The sequence below is a fragment of the Nonomuraea sp. NPDC050733 genome, from assembly GCF_040654215.1.
GTDB lineage: Bacteria > Actinomycetota > Actinomycetes > Streptosporangiales > Streptosporangiaceae > Nonomuraea.
This window is the reverse complement of sequence record NZ_JBFAHO010000035.1, coordinates 1-18783: the sequence shown is the minus strand read 5'-3', so window position 1 is coordinate 18783 and position 18783 is coordinate 1. Positions and strand designations below refer to the sequence as shown.

At 70.5% G+C, this 18783-nt stretch carries 19 protein-coding genes; 10 read left to right on the top strand and 9 right to left on the bottom strand.

Going from position 1 to position 18783, the window contains the following annotated elements:
* Positions 1-68: 68 nt before the first annotated feature.
* Both AB0H64_RS35150 and AB0H64_RS35145 read right to left on the bottom strand, forming a co-directional pair.
* Positions 69-1301, bottom strand: a complete 1233-nt coding sequence (locus AB0H64_RS35150; protein WP_357633516.1) for an SMI1/KNR4 family protein — start codon at positions 1299-1301, stop codon at positions 69-71.
* Positions 1302-1408: 107 nt separating this feature from the next.
* Positions 1409-1612, bottom strand: coding sequence for a hypothetical protein (locus AB0H64_RS35145; RefSeq protein WP_357633346.1), 204 nt, complete (start codon positions 1610-1612; stop codon positions 1409-1411).
* On the opposite strand from AB0H64_RS35145, the gene AB0H64_RS35140 reads away from it, so the two are divergent.
* The gene (locus AB0H64_RS35140) at positions 1611-2711 is read left to right on the top strand and encodes a M48 family metallopeptidase (protein WP_357633343.1); all 1101 of its coding nucleotides are present in this window, start codon (positions 1611-1613) and stop codon (positions 2709-2711) included. The two genes, AB0H64_RS35145 and AB0H64_RS35140, sit on opposite strands and share 2 nt — an antisense overlap.
* A 17-nt stretch (positions 2712-2728) precedes the next feature.
* Here the strand turns inward: AB0H64_RS35140 and AB0H64_RS35135 are convergent, their stop codons facing one another.
* Positions 2729-3103, bottom strand: a complete 375-nt coding sequence (locus AB0H64_RS35135; RefSeq protein ID WP_357633340.1) for an SgcJ/EcaC family oxidoreductase — start codon at positions 3101-3103, stop codon at positions 2729-2731.
* Positions 3100-3756 carry an SDR family NAD(P)-dependent oxidoreductase gene (locus AB0H64_RS35130; RefSeq protein WP_357633337.1) on the bottom strand — a complete coding sequence of 219 codons (657 nt, stop codon included), beginning with the start codon at positions 3754-3756 and terminating at the stop codon, positions 3100-3102. The genes AB0H64_RS35135 and AB0H64_RS35130 overlap by 4 nt, the downstream gene beginning before the upstream one ends.
* A 73-nt stretch (positions 3757-3829) precedes the next feature.
* Here AB0H64_RS35130 and AB0H64_RS35125 point away from each other — a divergent pair, with 73 nt between their 5' ends.
* Together AB0H64_RS35125 and AB0H64_RS35120 are read left to right on the top strand one after the other, a co-directional pair.
* Positions 3830-4192, top strand: coding sequence for a MerR family transcriptional regulator (locus tag AB0H64_RS35125; protein WP_357633334.1), 363 nt, complete (start codon positions 3830-3832; stop codon positions 4190-4192).
* A 288-nt stretch (positions 4193-4480) separates the two neighbouring features.
* Positions 4481-6052, top strand: a complete 1572-nt coding sequence (locus tag AB0H64_RS35120; protein ID WP_357633514.1) for a carbohydrate-binding protein — start codon at positions 4481-4483, stop codon at positions 6050-6052.
* Between the two features lie 88 nt (positions 6053-6140).
* Here AB0H64_RS35120 and AB0H64_RS35115 read toward each other — a convergent pair whose 3' ends face one another.
* Both AB0H64_RS35115 and AB0H64_RS35110 read right to left on the bottom strand, forming a co-directional pair.
* Entirely contained in the window at positions 6141-7517 is a 1377-nt protein-coding gene (locus tag AB0H64_RS35115; protein ID WP_357633331.1) for a serine hydrolase domain-containing protein, read from the bottom strand.
* Between the two features lie 222 nt (positions 7518-7739).
* Positions 7740-8267, bottom strand: a complete 528-nt coding sequence (locus AB0H64_RS35110) for an SMI1/KNR4 family protein (RefSeq protein WP_357633328.1) — start codon at positions 8265-8267, stop codon at positions 7740-7742.
* On the opposite strand from AB0H64_RS35110, the gene AB0H64_RS35105 reads away from it, so the two are divergent.
* Both AB0H64_RS35105 and AB0H64_RS35100 read left to right on the top strand, forming a co-directional pair.
* A complete protein-coding gene (locus AB0H64_RS35105) occupies positions 8241-8441 on the top strand; it encodes a DUF2716 domain-containing protein (RefSeq protein WP_357633325.1) in 201 nt (66 codons plus the stop codon). The two genes, AB0H64_RS35110 and AB0H64_RS35105, sit on opposite strands and share 27 nt — an antisense overlap.
* A gap of 140 nt (positions 8442-8581) precedes the next feature.
* Positions 8582-9418: a hypothetical protein gene (locus AB0H64_RS35100; RefSeq protein WP_357633323.1), complete on the top strand. Its 837-nt coding sequence runs from the start codon at positions 8582-8584 to the stop codon at positions 9416-9418.
* 184 nt (positions 9419-9602) lie between these two features.
* Here the strand turns inward: AB0H64_RS35100 and AB0H64_RS35095 are convergent, their stop codons facing one another.
* Both AB0H64_RS35095 and AB0H64_RS35090 read right to left on the bottom strand, forming a co-directional pair.
* A complete protein-coding gene (locus AB0H64_RS35095) occupies positions 9603-11843 on the bottom strand; it encodes an alpha/beta fold hydrolase (protein WP_357633320.1) in 2241 nt (746 codons plus the stop codon).
* Positions 11840-12757: an ATP-binding cassette domain-containing protein gene (locus tag AB0H64_RS35090; RefSeq protein WP_357633317.1), complete on the bottom strand. Its 918-nt coding sequence runs from the start codon at positions 12755-12757 to the stop codon at positions 11840-11842. The genes AB0H64_RS35095 and AB0H64_RS35090 overlap by 4 nt, the downstream gene beginning before the upstream one ends.
* A gap of 157 nt (positions 12758-12914) precedes the next feature.
* Between AB0H64_RS35090 and AB0H64_RS35085 the strand changes: the two genes are divergently transcribed.
* The 5 genes from AB0H64_RS35085 to AB0H64_RS35065 all read left to right on the top strand — a co-directional run bounded on the left by AB0H64_RS35085 (position 12915) and on the right by AB0H64_RS35065 (position 18397).
* Positions 12915-14090: a histidine kinase gene (locus AB0H64_RS35085; protein WP_357633314.1), complete on the top strand. Its 1176-nt coding sequence runs from the start codon at positions 12915-12917 to the stop codon at positions 14088-14090.
* The gene (locus AB0H64_RS35080; RefSeq protein ID WP_357633311.1) at positions 14075-14809 is read left to right on the top strand and encodes a response regulator transcription factor; all 735 of its coding nucleotides are present in this window, start codon (positions 14075-14077) and stop codon (positions 14807-14809) included. Before AB0H64_RS35085 ends, AB0H64_RS35080 begins: the two co-directional genes overlap by 16 nt.
* Positions 14810-15089: 280 nt before the next feature.
* Complete coding sequence (erm, locus tag AB0H64_RS35075) at positions 15090-15929, top strand: ErmE/ErmH/ErmO/ErmR family 23S rRNA (adenine(2058)-N(6))-methyltransferase (RefSeq protein WP_357633308.1); 840 nt, start codon at positions 15090-15092, stop codon at positions 15927-15929.
* 186 nt (positions 15930-16115) lie between these two features.
* Positions 16116-17732: a histidine kinase gene (locus AB0H64_RS35070; RefSeq protein ID WP_357633305.1), complete on the top strand. Its 1617-nt coding sequence runs from the start codon at positions 16116-16118 to the stop codon at positions 17730-17732.
* Positions 17729-18397, top strand: a complete 669-nt coding sequence (locus AB0H64_RS35065; RefSeq protein WP_357633302.1) for a response regulator transcription factor — start codon at positions 17729-17731, stop codon at positions 18395-18397. Before AB0H64_RS35070 ends, AB0H64_RS35065 begins: the two co-directional genes overlap by 4 nt.
* 219 nt (positions 18398-18616) lie before the next feature.
* Here the strand turns inward: AB0H64_RS35065 and AB0H64_RS35060 are convergent, their stop codons facing one another.
* The gene (locus AB0H64_RS35060) at positions 18617-18748 is read right to left on the bottom strand and encodes a hypothetical protein (RefSeq protein WP_357633511.1); all 132 of its coding nucleotides are present in this window, start codon (positions 18746-18748) and stop codon (positions 18617-18619) included.
* Positions 18749-18783: the final 35 nt, after the last annotated feature.

The following is an 18783-nucleotide window of genomic DNA, read 5'->3' as shown; positions in this document are numbered from 1 at the left end:
AACGTTTACAGAACGGACGTTTCCCGTTTCAGGAGAGTTTCATGGGACGGAAGGTACGGTGTCAACGGTCACCGGACCTCCCATGCCAGCTCACCGGCTACGGCCTTGGGCTGCCAGTAGCCGATGGAGCCGCCCGTCTCCAGGGCGTCGGCGGTGGCCTTCAGCAGGGCGTGGTACGAACGGATGCGGACTCCACCCGGCGTGAACCCCATGCTGCCCTCGTGGTCGGTCTCGCCGACGTCGCCCTTCACCGAGTCGATCACGAGGTGGTCACCCGTCCCGCTGGCGCCGAAGGGCAGCATCCGCCCGTCCCACCAGTCCATACGCGGATCAGCGAACTCGACGTCGCCGTCGATCTCGCACATCCCTCGCCACGTGTCGCGGATGTCCAGGGCGGCCATGTTCGAGTTGCCCAGGAAGCCGAAGCCCCAGGTGCCGTTCGTCATGACGGCCCCGTCGTGCCGCAGGAGCGAGGCCCGCAGGTCGTCGGGGAACCGCAGGCCCGTCGACGCCTCCGCCGCCGCGATGGCCTCGGGCTTCGCGGGTTTGCCGAGCGTGCGGTAGCTCCGGGGGGCGTTGGCCTTCAGCCACACCTCGATCCGCCGCCACTGCCGGTTCACAGCCCGGGTCACCTTCGGGTCGGGCTTCCGGACGCGCGGGCGGGCGTCCCCGGGCAGGCAGTCGGCGTCGGGACTCGACGCGTCCTCCGCGACCGGGGGCTGCGTGTCCAGGAGGAGCTGCGTACCCGGGAGCTGATCGTCCGCCGGGAGCTGGTCGCCGGCCGGCGCGTCCTTCGGCCCGACCGTGGCGAAGAAGCAGGGGGCGGGGCCGTCCGGGGAAGGCTCGTCACACGACGCGTCCTCGAACTGGAACCCGAACGCGGCCTCGACGCGAGTCCCTCCCCCGGTCTCCTTGGAGAACACCGCGAACTCGAGGACCTGAGCACCGGCGGCGAGCAGGAGCAGCGTGAGTCCGGCCACGCCCCAGCGGGTCAGGCGACGCCGGGCCGCCTCGTTCAGCGGCTCCCTCGGCCCACCTCCCGCGAAGAACGAGGTGAACGCGGGACGGTCGAAGAGGGACGGCCGGGTGGCGTACCGTGCGAGATCCTCGGCGGTGGGGGTGCCGAGGACCGGCGCCGGGGGCCACTGCGCCACGGTCGCGGCCCGAGGAGAGGTCTCGTCGCCCTGCCGGGCCGCGCGCCGCCCCGTCGGCCGGCGGCGGGAGCGCGCGATGACCACGATCGCCACCGCTGCCACCACCGCGGCCGACAGCGCCAGCCATAACCCGCGAGTAGTGATCATTCGCCGCACGTCCGGCAGAGTACCCGCGATCAGCCTGAGCCGGGCGAAGTTCCTCCCGCCCCCCTGACATTTGCGGCCGGCCGGCTCCGGCCCGCGACAGATGGCGCCTACCCCGGCTCCGCCGCTCCGCGCCTGCCGGCGAGGACCACGAGGCCGCCGACGACCGCGAGGCCCGCCAGCACGGAGCCGAAGACGGTCGCCCCGGTGGTCAGGCCGGCGGCGTCGCTGAGGTAGCCGGCCGCGACGGGCAGGGCGCCGGCGGGAGCGGGCGCCTTGCCGCCGTGCCGGGCTTCTGGCACGTTGTTCGCCATGCCCGCCGAGCTACCGACCGCGTCTCCGGGGCGCTCTCCATCGGCCCCCGCCCCGTCGCCACGGGCAGCCGGCCGCGCGTCCCGGACCGCGGGCTACATCCTCGCTTTCCTCGTCCACCTTCTGGCGCCGGCTTTCCTGGTCACCGGCGTCTACCTGGTCACCCGCCTGACCATAGGCGGCATCCTGTTCGGCCTCGTGGCGCTGGACCTCGCCTGGCTGCTGCGCCCCCGCCCCGCCCCCTTCCCCGCCTACGCCGTCCCCCTCACCCGCTCCGACGCCCCGCACCTGTACGCGCTCGTCGACCGCATCGGCGCGGACCTGGGGGCGCCGAGGACAGATCTGATCGCCATCAGCGGCGCGGTCAACGCCTCGTTCCGCACGTACGGCTGGCGGCGCAGCCACCTGGTGGAGATCGGTTACCCGCTCTGGCTTCTCCTCAGCCCGCAGGAACGCGTCGCGCTCCTGGCCCACGAGATGGCCCATTCCAGCAACGGCGACGCCAGGCACGGCCTCGTCGTCGGCGGCGCGCTCCACTCCCTCCACCAGCTCCGCCTGTTCGCGAGCTTCGGGTGGCGGCCCGGTGACGGCGCGTCCGCCTTCATCACCGAGTGCCTCCACGCCCTCCTGGGCGTCCCGGTGCGCGGCGTGATCCTGCTGCAGGAGTTCCTGCTGTACCGCTCCTCCCAGCACGCCGAGTACCGTGCCGACGAGATGCAGGCCCGGACGGCCGGCACCGAGGCCGCCGCCTCACTCCTGGACGTCCTGACCACCCGAGCCGAATCCGCGGGCCGCTTCCTCGGCTCCAGCACGGTGGCCGTCGGCACCGGAAACCTGTGGGCGGCCCTCCGGACCGCCGTGGACGCCGTCCCGGACGCCGAACTCGAACGACGCCGCGAGGCCGCCCGCGCCGAGAAGACCCGGGTGGACGCGACCCATCCCCCGACGTACCTCCGCGCGCGACGCGTACTGGCCCTGCCGTACGCGGAGCCCCGGGTGTCCGCCCCGCCCATGGAACAGATCGAGGAAGAACTGCGGAAGGCAGCCGAAAGCGTGGCCCGCAGCCTGCGAGAGAACGCCCAGTCCGCCCTCTACCGGTGAGGCGTCACGAAGAAACGTCACAGGCGTGTGGCGGCGTGGTACTGGTGGATGAGCCAGGTGCCCTCTGCCTGTTCGGCCACGATCGACAGGCGCACCAGATGGACCTCGCCCGTAGGCGCGGTGAACGTCACCTCCGCGAATCCGTGCACGACGGCCTGACCCAGCCGGGCGGCGGACACCACCGTGGCCTGTGCCGTCGTACCTGGAGTGGCCTGGTCGTAATACTCGAAGATCTCGCCCGGGCCATGGCGCAGCCGTGGACTGATGCCCTGGAAGAGCGCGTTCCGGCTGAACAGGGCGACCATCTCGGCCGGCCGGTGTCCGTTGAAGGCCCGTTGCCAGTCGTCGAGCAGCCCGGCGAGGACGTCGGCGGCCACCGTGCCGGTCATCATGAGCGCCCGGCGTGCAGAGCCTCCCTCTCCCATTCCTGCCGCGGCTGTGTGTGCAGTCGCCAGTAGTGCTCGGCGATGTCGTCCGGGTCGAAGTCGGTGCCCGGGGCGACCGGGCCGGCCACGGTGACGCTCGCCACGTGCTCCTCGTCGGGTCCGTACGCCTGGTCGAGCAGCGTGACCAGGGTTCGGACGCCTGCCTTGCCCAGCGAGAGGCTCACGTACTCCGGCTTGGGCTCCGGCATGCCCCCCGTGATGAGGAACGTCCCGCTGCCGCGTGCCGCCATCGCGGGTGCGACGTGCGCCGCGGCGTTGAGCGCGCCGACCACGTTGACCGCCCATGCCTCCATGTGACCGCGTACCGACAGCTCACCCGGCGCGTCCGCCCGGATGATCGCGGCGTTGTACACGACGACGTCCGGCACGCCGTGCGCGCCGGCGGCCTTGTCCAGTGCGGCGGTCAACCCGGCCTGGTCGGTGCTGTCGGCCCGCAGCACGACCACCGGGACACCGCTGGGAGCCACCGCCTCGGCCGCGGCACGCAGCGTCCGCTCGCTCCGGGCGATCAGCGCGATCGGCAGCCCCTCCCGGGCGAACCGGCGGGCCACCGCCTGCCCGATCCCAGGACCCGCACCGATGATCACTGCACCTGACATCGACAACTCCTCACTTCTCGTCGATCAGCGATACTGGGGACGGTAAGGCGTCACACCATGTGAAGGTCAAAGGATGCGGATCGGCGACCTGTCCCGCGAGACCGGGGTGCACAAGCGGCTGCTGCGCTACTACGAGGAGCAGGGGCTGCTCAGTCCGCTCCGGCTGGACAACGGCTACCGCGAGTACTCCGAGGCCGACATCGCGACGGTGCGCCACATCCGCGCCCTGCTCGCCGCCGGGCTCTCCACCGCGGTCATCGCCAGGGTGCTGCGCTGCGTGCACGGCGAGGACGAGCTGATCGTGCCCACCGGCTGCCCCACCTTCGTCGACGAGCTGCGGCGCGAGCGCGTCCACGTCGCCCAGCTGATCGACCAGCTCCAGGGCTCGCAGCGGATGCTCGACACGATTCTCGACGCGGCGCTGCGACAGCCCTGACTCCACGCCGGCCCGGGGGCAGGAGCCCATTACGGCCCGCCACCCATGAAAGTTTCACCGGCAACCGGAGGCCCGTTTCGTCGCTGGCCAGCGGTGATGCCTTGCACCCCCCATGACGGCACCCGGCCCCCATTGACCAGGGGAAAGCGCTTTCCTACGCTGACGTCGGTTTCATCGATGTCTCCATGCTTTGCCCGGGCAAGGACACCGAAGGCGATCCCGTACGCGACGCTCCGGCGCTCTGACACGCGCCCGCGCCACCGTACCGAACACCATGGGAGCAGCATGATGCGCCTGAAAGCCGTCCTCGCGTGCGCCAGCCTGTTAGCGGGCGCATTCGTCGCACTGTCACAGACCGCCGCGCACGCCGCGCCGACGAGGTACGAGGCGGAGAGCTCGCCCGCGGTCTGCACCGGCACCATCGACAGCAACTGGTCCGGGTACTCGGGCGGCGGCTTCTGCAACGGCACCAACGCCACCGGCGCCTACGTCCAGTTCACCGCCAACGCCGGCGCGGCCGGGACGGCGACGCTGGGCCTGCGGTTCGCCAACGGGACCACGAGCGCCCGGTCCGCCGGCCTCATCGTCAACGGCTCGACCGTCCAGAGCGTCTCGTTCGAGGCCACCGGCGCGTGGAACACCTGGGTCACCAAGACGCTCACCGTGCCGGTGAACTCCGGCAGCAACACCATCCGGTTCAACCCGACCACCTCGAACGGCCTGCCCAACATCGACTACATCGACGTCGACGCGGGTGGCACGACACCCCCGCCGGGCAGCACGCTGTACGTGGCGCCGAGCGGCAAGGACTCCGCGACCGGGACGCAGTCGGACCCGACGACCCTCACCTCGGCGATCACCCGCATCACCCCCGGCGGGACGATCTACATGCGTGGCGGGACCTACAACTTCTCGCAGACCGTCACCATCGCGCCGGGCAACAACGGCACCTCCAGCGCCCGCAAGAAGCTGTCCGCCTACCCGGGCGAGACTCCGGTCCTGAACTTCTCGGCACAGAGCGAGGACCCGGCCAACCGCGGGCTCGCCGTGAACGGCTCGTTCTGGCACGTCTACGGCATCGTCGTCGAGCGTGCCGGCGACAACGGCATCTTCGTCGGCGGCAGCAACAACATCTTCGAGCGCACGGTGACGCGCTTCAACCGTGACACGGGGCTGCAGCTCTCGCGGATCGTCTCCGACACCCCCCGCGACCAGTGGCCGTCCAACAACCTCGTGCTGAGCGCGGAGTCGCACGACAACGCCGACTCCGACGGCGAGGACGCCGACGGCTTCGCCGCGAAGCTCACGGTCGGCTCCGGCAACGTCTTCCGCTACGCCGTGTCCCACAACAACATCGACGACGGCTGGGATCTCTACACCAAGACGGACACCGGCCCCATCGGCCCCGTGACCATCGAGGACTCCCTCTCCTACGACAACGGCACCCTCAGCGACGGCAGCCAGGCCGGCAACGGTGACCGCAACGGCTACAAGCTCGGCGGCGAGGACATCGCGGTCAACCACGTCATCCGGCGCAACATCGCCTACCACAACGGCAAGCACGGCTTCACCTACAACCGCAACCTCGGCACGATGTCCATCTCGGGCAACGTCAGCATCGACAACGCCCAGCGCAACTACTCGTTCGACGGCGGCACCTCGGTGTTCCGCGACAACGTCTCGTGCCGCAGCGGCAGCGGCAGCAACGACCGGATCGTCGGCGACGCCGACAGCTCGAACCAGTTCTGGAACGGCTCGAACGGGTCCCGGTGCTCCTCCTACACCGGCGCCCTGAGCTGGTCGTTCGCCGCGGACGGCCGGCTGGTCGTGACCTTCGGCGGCAGGACGGCGACGCCGTAGAAGACCCGCCCATCGTGTTCGCCGGGCCGGTACCTCGACGTACCGGCCCGGCCTGGACGGCCTTGGGCGCCCCGGTTCGTCCGCTCGATCAGGATGTGGCCGTTACCCGGCCGAACAGCCGGCCGGCGAGGTCGACCCCCACGACCGTGCCGCTGTCGTCGCGGGTGAAGAAGCCACGCTGTCCCTTCAGCCCACCCTCGGTGACGATGTACTCGTCGCCGTCCCCCGGCAGGAACCCGATGCCGGCCGGCGCGTAGTCCGGCGGCATGTCGGCCTCCGACGCCTGGCGGATCTCCGGCTTGATCCCGACCTCCAGGGTGAGCCGGAATCCGTCGGTGGCGAGGTCGAGGTTCATGGCGTCGATCTCGTAGCGGCCGGCGACCTCCCGGGCCCGCGCCTGGTCGTACGGGATGGGCTCGGGGTCCCGGTCGACCACGCCGAGGTAGTGCTCCAGCGCCCAGCGGACGACGGCCTGGTTGAAGGGGTACCCGTCCGGGCCGGCGTTGGCCAGCGAGACGACGGCGAAGTCGTGTTCGGGCACGATGAGCAGCTCGGCGAACTGGCCGTTGCCCGATCCACCGTGCCCGATCGTGCGCACTCCGTCCACCTCGCGCAGGAACCAGCAGATGCCGAAGCCGTCGCCGAGCGTGCTGGCCCGCAGCTCGACCGTCTGCTCCCGCATGCGGTGCAGCACCTCGGCCGGCAGCACGCCGTCACCGCCGCCGAGGTGGAACCGGGCCCAGCGCAACAGGTCGCTCACCGACGAGGTGATGCCGCCGCCGGGGTTGTTGCCGTGCGAGCCGGCCGGGAACGACGTCCACGGCCGGGCGAGGCGCATCGTTCCGTCCTCGCCGCGGTTGTGGCCCACGGCGAACCGCCGGATCATGACCTCGTCCAGGTCGAAGAAGGTGTTCGACAGCCCCGCCGGCTCCAGGACCAGCGAGGCCACCGCCTTCTCGAACGGCAGGCCGGTGACCTTCTCGACGACCCGCCCGGCCAGGTTGTAGCCGGCCTGGCTGTAGGAGGCCCGGGTGCCGGGCGGCGCGATCACCGGCAGCTCGGCCATCTTCGCCACGAACGCGGCCAGGGAGCCGTCGCCGTTCCCGGTGTCGATCAGGTTCCAGTCCAGCCCGGCGGTGTGGTTGAGCAGGTTCAGCACGGTGATCTCCGCGGCGGCGCCCGCATCGGCGAGCATGAGCTCGGGCACGTAGCGGCGCACCGGAGCGTCCAGCTCCACCTTGCCCTCCGAGACCAGGCGCATCAGCGCGGTCGCCGTGAAGGTCTTGGTCACCGAGGCCAGGGGGAACAGCGTCCTGTCATCGACCGGCAACGGGTTGTGGAGGCTCGTCACACCGTGCGCGGCGAAGAACTCCTGACCGTCGGCCAGCACCCCGACGGCGACCCCCGGAATGCCGAACTCCTTGGCCGTCACCTCGACGAAATCGGACAGCTTCTCCTGCGACATGTGATCTCCCTTTCGCTTCCGGGCTGTTCCACGCCGGGGTTCTCGCGTTCGAGATCTCGTACGTTCTCCCGTACGTTCTGGCGTGCACGTACGACGATGGCCGCCGCCACTGACGCGGCACTGATACCGCGCCAACACGCACTCTCAGCACCCCATCACCGCCCGGTCCGATCAGCGGAACCCGTCGGTAGCGGCGACCACGCGCGCCACCATGTCCGTCACCTAGGAGTAATAGCTCGCGAACCTCTCGAACTCGTCGTTCATGAGATCCCAGAAGGAGCGGAAGCGCTGAGCGCCCGGCAACCAGGGCGCGAGATACCACGCTTCCCACTCACCCTCTTGAGGCGTGATGTGTGGGTTGAGCAGGTAGACGCCGGCGTCGAACTCCCCGATCAGAAGCATGTCCGGCAGATACTCGGGCCGGTAGAAGACGGTGTCCTGATCGTCGCCATAGACGAAGTAGTCCTCATCGGACGCACTCGGCATCGTGTCCTTGTCGTTCTCCGACCCCATGGCGGCCAGGTGCTCGTCGAGATCACGTACCCATCCGACCTCGCCTGACGCGCGCAACGTACCCCCGCCCCAGCCGTCTGCGACGTGGAGAAATGCCCGGTAGCTCGGCGGCAGGCGGGTACCGAGCCGTTCCTCGAGCTGCCTGATCTCGTCTTCGCTCGCGCCGGACGAGGCGACCTGCGTTATACGTCCAAGGAGCTCGGACCAGGGGTGGCAAGAGCTGTCGGGAGCGCTCATGGCGGCGACCTTAGCGACCGCACCCCCGGATGTCGCTTCCTCTCCGAGGACATGACCAACGGCACCTTCGGCCACCCCTGGGAACAGACCCTCTGCATCTTCGGCTCCAGCCTGCTCCCGGAACTGGCTCCGCTCCTCACCTCATGGCTGCCGGTCAAGCGAGCCCGCTCCTGACACCTGCCCATCAGCGGGTGTCGGCCCGACACCTTGGCGGCATGTCCGGCCGTTCCACCCTGCCACGCCTGGTCAGCTTGACAGTTGATCTTTTATGCACATGATTAGTGCGTCATTCCGCACTATTTCAAGGAATCGTCATGAAGCGGACCGTCGTGGGCGTAGTCCTGATCGCGGGCCTGGCGCAGCTCACCGTCACCCCCGCGCAGGCAGCAGTCGCGACCGACCCGGCAAAAGCCCTCCAAGTCGTATGGACACGCGGTAAGGCCGTGAACATCGTGTCCACCGCAAAGGTCGATTACGGTCGCGGCGCGTCCTACACCTCGTACATGGACGGCACGGTCGGGTTCGGCCCGCAGGGCGAGATCGCCTCTGATACGTCCCAGCGTGTGCAGTTCAGCAAGGAGATGTCGAGCGGCCTGAAGAAGCGCGGCATGGAGGAGTACGTCGCCCGGGAGGAGACGCCTCTGCGGGTGATCTCGTCAGGCCACGCCGACTACGTCTCAGGTCCGCGCTTCGCCGACGCACTGCCTCAGGGCACGAGCTGGGTGCGTTACCCGTCTACCGAACGGCCGGCCAGCAATCCGCTGCTGGACATCCTGGAGCCCGGCACGCTCAAGGCGCTGCTGGCACACCGCACCTCCTGGCAGGACGGGGTGCTCAAGGGGTCGATCAAGACCGACAAGCTGGCCAAGGTGTCCCGCTCCTTCGCCTCGCGCTTCGGTGCGTACGCCGAGAGCAAGCCCGCCGGCACTGTCTCCTACACCCTCCGCCTGAGCTCGGCGGGACTGGTGGAGCGGCTGTCGGCCAAGGGCGTCCTGCGCTCCCACAAGGGTTCGGTGCGGATCGCTTCGGACACCCGCTACTCCGCCTGGGGACGGGAGGTCACCGTTCTGCTGCCCCTGAGAGGCGATGTGCTCGACAGCGAGCAGCTCGAGGACAAGGTGCCCTACGAGGTGCCGGGCGCCTGGAACTAGCGGTCGGCGCCGCCGCAGGTCGTGTCCGGCAGGCTCCTCAAAAGGAGGACCCTCGCCATGGCCGGCCGCCTGCGGCACCTCCGGCTGATGGCGCGGCCGTCCTCCGATCGGAGAACGGCCGGCCCCGCGCTCCGAGCGGCCCAGCACCACCGGCGCCCCGGGCGTCGATCCGGAGCGCGGAGCTTCACTCGGCGGGGCGGCACACCGTGCCGGGTGGGGGGAGGCGCAGTCTGGTCAGGTAGCGGTTGACGTGACCGATGATGCACGAGACGCCACTGTTGTAGAGCGCGTGGCCGTGCCCGTCGTAGAGGACCGCCGCCGAGCCGGGTACGCGCCGCACGATGTCCGCGCTCTGGTCGAAGTCGGTCCAGGAGCCGACGCCGAGGAACGGCGGCAGTCCCGTGGCAGGCAGCGGCGCCAACGGGTTGGTGACGCGGGTGGGCCACCCGACGCAACCGAGCGGGTGCCACAACTCGATGCCGGAGAGGTTGGGCAGCATCCGCTCCCCCTTGCGGCGCTTTTCGCGGTATTCCTTGTAGGAGCTGTATCCCATGCCATCAGGGCAGTGGGTCATGTTCATGCCGACGACGGAGGGAAGCTTGAGGCTGTACGTTCCTTGCCGGACGTAGTCGGCGAATCCGGAGGCATCGCCGCCCACGGCCCGCTTGATCGCTTCGGCGAGTTGCGTCCATCGCGGGTATTCGGGCTTCTGACCGGGCGAGATGACGCTGGGAGCGGCGGCCTCCTTGATGTCGAAACCACTGTAGGCGACCCGCGACGGCTCTCCCCTGACCGGGATGGGCGAGCGGTCGGCGCGCTTGATCAGCGACCGCCAGACCTCGCCGACGTCCTGGCCGTACAGGGCGCAGGTCGCGGTCGCCGCGCACCAGGCGGCGAAGCTCGCGAAGGACTTCTCGCTGGTGAGCCTGCCCTCCGCGCGGTCCATGGACGGACTTGGCGTGCCGTCGATCACCATCGCGCGGACGCGGGCGGGGAACAGGCGGGCGTAGGTGATGCTGGGGAGGCCGCCGTAGGAGGAGCCGATGAAGCTCAGCCGCTCCGCGCCCAGCGCGACGCGGATCGCCTCCATGTCACGCGCCACGGACGCCGAGTCGAGGTGGTCGAAGTACTCCGGGTCGGCGGCGCGGCAGCGCTGCGCGGCCTCCCGGTTGCGCCGGCCCTGCTCGGCGTACTCGGCGGGGCTGTCGGGCAGGGTGATCCACGGACCACCGATCAGACACTTGTACGGCAGCACGCCCTTGTCGATGGTGTTACGCGGCTCGACGGTGACGATGTCGAAGCGTCTGCGCAGTTCGGAGAAGCTGCCCGCGGACGTGCTCAGGTCCTCGACGCCTGAGGCGCCCGGGCCGCCGGGGACCGCGAAGACCGCGCCGATGCGGCGTTCGACACCTGTGTTCGGCAGCATGCCGACGGTCAGGCGGATCTTCCTGCCGGCTGGCTTGGACCAGTCCACGGGCACCTCGATCGAGGCGCACCTCATCTCCTTGGACAGTTCCTTGTCCGCGCAGGCCGCCCAGCCCAGCGAGGACGGGCCGGAGTCCGGTGAACCGGACGCGGCGGCGGGCACCGCCGACAGCAGGACGGTGGCGACCGTACCGATGGCCAGAGCCTTGATCCGGCGTCCCTTGACCGCGATCGCCGTCGCGCCCGCCGTCAGTGCGGCGATCACGTACGCGACCAGCAGCCCCGCCGCGGCCGCGGGCGACAGCAGCCCACCGCCGACCCCCGCGATCTCGAGCGGCAGATTCTCGATCATGAACGAGCCGACCTGGGCGCGCAGGGGCGAGGGCAACGTCCTGGCCACCACCGGCAGCACCACGATGATCAAGGCCAGCACGACCAGGGCGCCAGGGGTGGAGCGGACGGCGGCCCCGACCCCCAGCCCGATCAAGGCGAACGCCGCCATCGACAGTCCGGCGACGATCACCGAGGTGATCACGCCCGGCTCCGACAGTGGCGTGCCCAACGTCTGGCCGTCGCGGAGCAACTGGCCGGCCCGGTCGCCGAGCACCACCATGGTGGCCGCGTGCATGGCGAACGCCAGGATCTGACCCGCGACCAGCGCGACCGCGGCCAGCCCCGGGATCTTGGCGAACAACAACGCGTGCCGGCGCGGCACGGCGACCAGGCTCGTCTGGATCATCTTGGTGCCGTACTCGGAGGTGATCGTGAGGGCGCCCAGCGTGGCGAACACGAAGTAGGCGACCGCGATCCCGTTGCCGAGGCCGTCGCCGTTGCCGGTGAAGGTCATCCGTTCGTCAGGCGACTGGTTGTCGAACCCGCGGCCGATCATGAACGCCACCCCGGCGCAGGCCAGGACGGCCGCCACCGAGCAGGCCAGCAAGTGGAGGTTCGAGCGGAGCGAGCGGAGCTTGAGCCACTCGGAAGCGATCACGTCGATCATCGGACGGCCTTCCCGGCGCCGGCCCTGTATTCCGTGCTGTCCTCGGTGAGCCGCATGAACGCCTCCTCCAGGGAGGCGCCGCGCGGGGACAGCTCCGCCAGCGCGACGCCGCCGGACAGCGCCAGTGCGCCGATCCTGGCCGCGTCGAGGTTCCGTACGGACAGGGCGCCGTCGTCCTCAGGGGTCACCGACGCACCGTGTGCGTGCAGGATGGCGGCGAGGCGTGCCGGGTCGGGGGTGCGGACCAGCACGTCGCGCCGGAAGTGGTCGGCCAGGGCCTCGACCGGGGTGTCGGCGATCAGCCGGCCCCGTCCGATGACGATGACGTGGTCGGCGGTCAGCGCCATCTCGTTCATCAAGTGGCTGGACAACAGCACGGTGCGGCCCTCGTCCGCCAGCGAGCGCAGCAGGTCGCGCAGCCAGCGGATGCCCTCGGGATCGAGGCCGTTCAGCGGCTCGTCGAACATCAGCACCCCCGGGTCCCCGAGGAGCGCCGCGCCGATCCCCAGCCGTTGCCGCATGCCCAGCGAGAAGCCGCCGATCCGCTCGTCGGCGACGCCGGTCAGACCGACCTGCTCGAGCACGGCGGCCACCCGGGCACGGCCGATGCCGTTGCTGCGGGCCAGGCAGGCGAGATGCGCCCGCGCACTGCGGCCCCCGTGCACCGCCCCGGCGTCGAGCAGCGCCCCCATGGAGCGCATGGGCCTGGACATCGACGCGTACGGACGGGCGTTCACCAGGGCCTTGCCCGCGCTGGGCACCTCCAGCCCGAGCACGGCGCGCATGGTGGTGGACTTGCCCGCGCCGTTCGGGCCGAGGAAGCCGGTCACCAGTCCCGCTCTCACGGTGAACGTCAGGTCGTCCACGGCGACCTTGTCGCCATATCTCATGGTCAGCCCGCTCACTTCGATCACGGCCTGCCCTCCCTTCCTCGGATGACGACCGTCAGCCTTCCGGCCCGGGCCGCCGATCTCGATGGGAGTGCGCCCACCGGCCGGGGCGAAGATTCCCACCTCCGGAGGTAGGCCTGGGCCTACCGACCGAGCGCCGCGCATAGGGCAGACTTCCGGCGTGACCGGCATTCGCAATGTCATCGCCGCAGGTGGTGGCCTGCTGCTCAACGCCGCCACGGGCGTGGCCGCGCTGGCGCTGCTCGCCATGCTGCTGGTGAGTCTCGCGCTGGTCCCGGTGGCCGGGCTCGGCCTGCCGCTGCTGGTCCGTGTGCTCGCGCTCGTACGGTCGCTGGCGCGGCTGCAGCGCGCCTGGGCGAGCCAGGTGCTCGACCCGGCCGGCCACCGGTTGTACCGGTGGCGCAGGAGACCGCGAGTTCCGCTGGCCATCGCGCTGCGGGACGCGCGCACCTGGCGGGACCTGGCCTGGCTGGTCGTGCACGGCCTCACCTGGTACGGCCCGGCGCTCGTCATCTGGGCGCTGCTGGCCGCCTTCGACTACATCTTCTCGCGGGTGCAGGTGGTCGTGACCGACGGCCTGACCACGATGGCCTTCAGCGTGGCCGTCGGGGCCATCGCGGTGATCACCGTCATGGCCGTTCCCGTGCTGCGCACCTGGCAGGCGCGGCTGGCGGGGATGCTGCTCCTGCCTGACGCGACCCCGGCCGCGCGCATCCGGCAACTGACCGAGTCCCGGGCCGTAGTGGTGGACGCGCAGGCGGCCGAGCTGCGCCGGATCGAACGCGACCTGCACGACGGCGCGCAGGCCAAGCTGATCGCGATCCGGATGAATCTGGGTCTGGCCCGCAACGCCCCCGATCCCGCCCAGGCCCGGCTGATGATCGACGAGGCCAGGGAGGTCGCCGGCCAGGCGCTGACCGACCTGCGTGACCTGGTGCGCGGCATCCATCCTCCGGTGCTGACCGACCGCGGTCTGGCCGGCGCGATCCAGGCCGCCGCACTGCTGTGCCCGGTGCCGGTGACGGTCGAGATCGAGCTGCCGGGCCGGTTGGAGGCGCCGGTCGAGTCCGCGGTCTACTTCGCCGTCGCCGAGGCGCTCACCAACGTGGCCAAGCACAGCGGCGCGTCGCGTGTGTGGTTGCGAATGTCCCACGTGGGCGGCCTGCTTCGCGTGAAGGTGTGCGACGATGGCCGCGGCGGGGCCGACCGGGCCGGCGGCAGCGGCATCCGGGGCATCGACGCACGTCTGTCGGCCTTCGACGGCCGGCTCATCGTCCGAAGTCCGCTCGGCGGGCCCACCGAACTCACCATGGAGTTGCCGTGCGCGTCGTCATAGCCGAAGATCTCGCCCTGCTCAGGGACGGGCTGATCCGCCTGCTGACGGCGTACGGCTTCGAGGTGGTCAAGGCGGTGGACAACGCTCCGATGCTGCTCGACGCGCTCGTTCATGGCCGTCCGGATGTCGCCGTGGTCGATGTGCGGCTGCCCCCCGGCTACACCGACGAGGGGCTGCGCGCCGCCCTGGAGGCGCGGCGGCTGGTGCCGGGTCTGCCGGTGTTGATCCTTTCGCAGTACGTGGAGCAGTTGTACGCCCGCGAGCTGCTCTCCGACCGGCCTGGTGGGGTTGGTTACCTGCTCAAGGATCGCGTCGGCGACGTCGACCGGTTCGTGGACGCGGTGCGTCAGGTGGCAGCCGGCGGCACCGTGATGGATCCTGAGGTGATCTCGCAGCTCCTGAGCCGTCACAGCCGCGACGAGCCGCTGGGTGAGCTGACTCCTCGGGAGCGGGAGGTGCTGGCGTTGATGGCGGAGGGGTTGTCCAACATGGCGATCGCCGCCAGGTTCCAGGTCACGGACAAGGCGATCGGCAAGCACACCAACAACATCTTCGCCAAGCTCGGCCTGCCGCCGTCCGACGACCACAACCGGCGGGTGCTGGCGGTACTCACCTACCTGCAGGCCGCCCCGGAAACCCCTCCACCATGGGAGGAGCTGCCGGGCGCCACCGCCATCGATCGGCGGCGGGGGCGTCGGGATGCCTCAGGCGAGGTCTGACAGCAGCTCCGCGAAGAGTTGCGGTCGGCTGAAGCAGCCGACATGCGGAGTCGCCAAGGTACGTACCACGGAGAGGTCGGTGCGTCCGCTCCCTGAAAAAACGTTGCGTCGAGATGGGCCGTTCCCTATGGTCTCGCGCATGACATGCTTCTGCATCTGCTTCACTCGCATCCGCTCCGGCCGGGCCCAGGCCCGCTAGGAGCGATCCCCCCATCGCCTCCGGCGTGCCCGGGGCCCTTCGAGATTCCCTTTCTCTCGAAGACCCAGAAGGGCAACTGCTGTGGCGCAGTCTTTCGCATTCGGCGAATATTCCCACACCCAGAAGCACGCACAGAAGAAGACCGCCCAGAAGAAGGGCGGCGGTCGCACGCCCAGAGATCGGGCCAGACGCGAGCTCTCCCAGAATTTCCTGGTCGATCGGCATGCCGTCGAGCAGGTCGTCAAGGCGGCGGAACCCGCCGGGCTGATTCTGGAACCCGGCTCCGGTGAAGGCGTCCTGACCACGGCGCTGGCCTCGACCGGCGCCCACGTCATCGGCTACGAGCTCGACCCGCTGCTCGCGGCCAAGCTGCGGGCCAGAACCCGTGACAGCTCGGGCATCGAGATCGTGAAGGGCGACTTCACCGCGGCCCGGCCGCCGGCGAAGCCGTTCGCGGTCGTCGGCAACATCCCGTACTCGATCACCTCGAAGATCGTGAACTGGTGCCTGACAGCCGAGCACCTCACCTCCGCGACCCTGCTCACCCAGCTCGAGTACGCGCGCAAGCGCTCGGGCGACTTCGGCCGCTGGAGCCTGGTCACGGTGCTCAACTGGCCGTGGTTCACCTGGGAGCTGCTCGGGCGCGTCGAACGGACCAGCTTCCGCCCGGTGCCCTCGGTCGACTCGGCCATCCTGCGCATCGTCCGGCGGCCGGACCCGCTGGTCGTGGACGAGCGGGCCTACCGGGAGCTGGTGGAGCTGGGCTTCACCGGTGTCGGCGGCTCGTTGCGCGCCTCACTCGAACCGCACTACCGAAATGTCCCCCAGGCCTTCCGCGCCGCGGGCATCGCCCCGGACACGGTCGTGGCCTTCGTCCACCCGGATCAGTGGATCACGCTGTTCCGGACGCTGCACCGCTGAGCTGCCTGCTCGGCGGGGGTGCCGGTGTGCGGGTACCACCACGGGTCCACGTCCAGCCGGACCAGGTAGAGGTACCCGTACGCCCGCCACTCTGAGACGGGGCGCCCGGACTTGCGGCCAGTTGGAGGAGGCGGCTTCCTCCTTGTGGAGGATCGACCTCCGTGACGTCCTGGATACCGTTGACGCATGCGACGGCGTGGTCAGGCTCTGGACGTTCTGCTGGTGGCGGCCGCCATCGGCTTTGACGTCATGAGCACATGGCACACCTGGGGCACCTCCTCGGCGCCCGTGGTGGTCTGCGCCGGGTTCTCCGTGCTCGCCGGGGTTCCCATGGGGTTCGTACGGCGGTGGCCGGTACCGGTGGCCGCCTACCTGTCCGGGCTGCTCATCCTCACCGACCAGCTCAGCGCCTTCACCGTCAACACCGTGCAGATCCTCCTCCTGGCCTGCCTCGGCGTCGTCGCCTACAGGGCGCGCCCGCTCGCTGTCCTCTGCTCCGCCGCGCTCGGCGCCGTGGCCACCGGCTTCAACCTCGCCGACCCCGGCCTCGCCTTCACCGCCAACTCGTGGTGGTACTCCGCCGGCGCCGCCGTCGTGCCCGTCCTCATCGGCGCCTACCTGCGAGGCCCGGCCGGACGCCTCACCGAGCGCGACATCACCCCCGACGTGCTGCTGGCCGGCGGCGGCGTCGCCCTGACCGTCCTGAACACCTGGACGGAGTGGGACGCCTCCGGCCGGCCTGTCTGGGTCATCGGATCGCTGGTGGTGCTCGCGGGCCTGTCCCTCGGCGTCGCGCGGCGTCTGCCGGGGCTGGTGTTCGTCCTGCAGGTCGCCCTCATGCTGCTGGCCGACCAGTACTTCGAGGCGGCGACGGCCACCTGCGTCATGCTCGTCCTCATCGCCGCCGGCGTGTTCGCCATGCGCGTGGCCTCCTGGCTCTGGACGCTCGTCGTCTACCTCGTCGCCGTCCTCACCGTCGCCCTCTTCACCGTCGCCATCGGCATCGTCGGGCCGGGCGCCGAGGTCCAGCCGATGCGCGTCGTGGTGCTGATGACGCTCGTCGTCGCTCCCTTGGCGATCGGCCGCTACCTGCGGGTCAGGCAGGCCGCGGGCGAGGCGGAACGGTTGCGCGTACGCGAGTCGCAGCGGCTCGCGCTGGCCCAGGTGCGCGCCGACCAGCTGGCCGAGCGCGAGAGCATCGCCCGCGAGGTGCACGACATCGTCGCCCACCACGTCGGCGCCATGGCCCTGCGAGCCGGCGCCGCCCGCTACGCCGACCCCGACGGGCCCTCCGCCCAGGCGCTCACCGACATCCGTGACACCGGCCACCAGGTGCTCGAAGATCTGCGCGGCCTGCTCGACCTGCTGCGCGATCCCGACAAACGGCCCAACCTGCCGGCCGACCCGGCCGACCCCGCCGACGTGGTGCGCGAGTCGGCGGAACGCATGAGCGCGGCAGGATTGCTCGTCGAGCTCGACGTCGGCCCGGAAGTGGAGCGGGCGCCTCTCGTTGCCCGTGCCTCCGCCGCCAGGATCATCCAGGAAGGTCTCACCAACGTGCTCAAACACGCGGGCCCGGGCACGAAAGTGCGGGTACGCCTCACCTCGGCCGCCGACGGGCTGGCCGTCGAGGTGCGCAACGGTCGCCCGCCCACCGCCTGGCGCAGCCTGCCCTCCTCCGGGCAGGGGCTGCGCGGCATGCGCGAACGCGCCCGCGCGCTCGGCGGCACCCTCACCGCCGGTCCCGACGAGGACGGCGGCTGGCTGCTGACCGTCCTGCTGCCCACCAGGGAGACGGCGTGATCCGCGTCGTCGTGGCCGACGACCAGGCTCTGGTCCGAGCGGGCGTGCGCATGCTGCTGCAGGCGAGCGGCGACATGGAGGTGGTCGGCGAGGCGGATGACGGGGCCAAGGCCGTACACCTGGCAGAGCTGCACAAGCCCGACGTCATCCTCATGGACCTGCGCATGCCCAGGGTCGACGGTCTCGAGGCCATCAAGCGTGTCCTGTCCTCCAGTCCCGCGGCCAGGATCGTCGTCCTGACCACCTTCGCCGAGGACGCCGACGTGTACGCGGCGCTGCGGGCGGGAGCGATCGGGTTCCTGCTGAAGGACGACGAGGCCGAGCGGATGGTGGAGGCTGTCCGGCGGGCCGCGGCGGGAGAACCGCTCCTGGCGCCGTCCGTTCTGCGCCGGGTCGTGGAACGGGCGCTCGACGCCCAGGCACACGCGGACCTGCCCACGCCGGCGGGGTTGACGGAGCGGGAGCTGGACGTGCTGGCACTGCTGGGGACGGGGTTGTCGAACGCTGAGATCGCCGACGAGCTGCACATCGGAGTGACGACGGTGAAGACGCACGTGGCGGGGGTGATGGAGAAGCTGGGACTGCGCAACCGCATCCAGGCGGCGGTGGTCGCGCACCGTGTGGGCCTGGTCGACGCCGCCTTCAGAACCGTCCGCAGAGGCTGAGGGGGGCAGTACTCACCGACGGTGATCGTTGGCGAGCTGACCAGCGGTTCGAGAAAGACCACTCGCTCGTGGGCGGTCGGGTGCACGGTCACCGGGTCCGGCGTCAGGAGGGGCTCCTTTCGGAGAGAGGTCGGGCGACGAGCTCAGCCAGCGCACGGGCGGGCCAGGGCCGAGGTCGGAGACAATGCCGGGTGATGGGGCCTTTGGCGTGGGGCCGGGTCAGCCGTGTTCGGGGGCGGCCCATTCGACGAACTGGACGATCACGCCGTTGGGGTCGGTGACCTGGAACAAGGCTTCGCCCCAGGGCTCCTGGCGCAGCGGCATGGTGATCTGCGCCCCGGCGTCGCGCAGCCGCTTCTCCTGCTCGGCCAGGCCGCCGGCGAGGG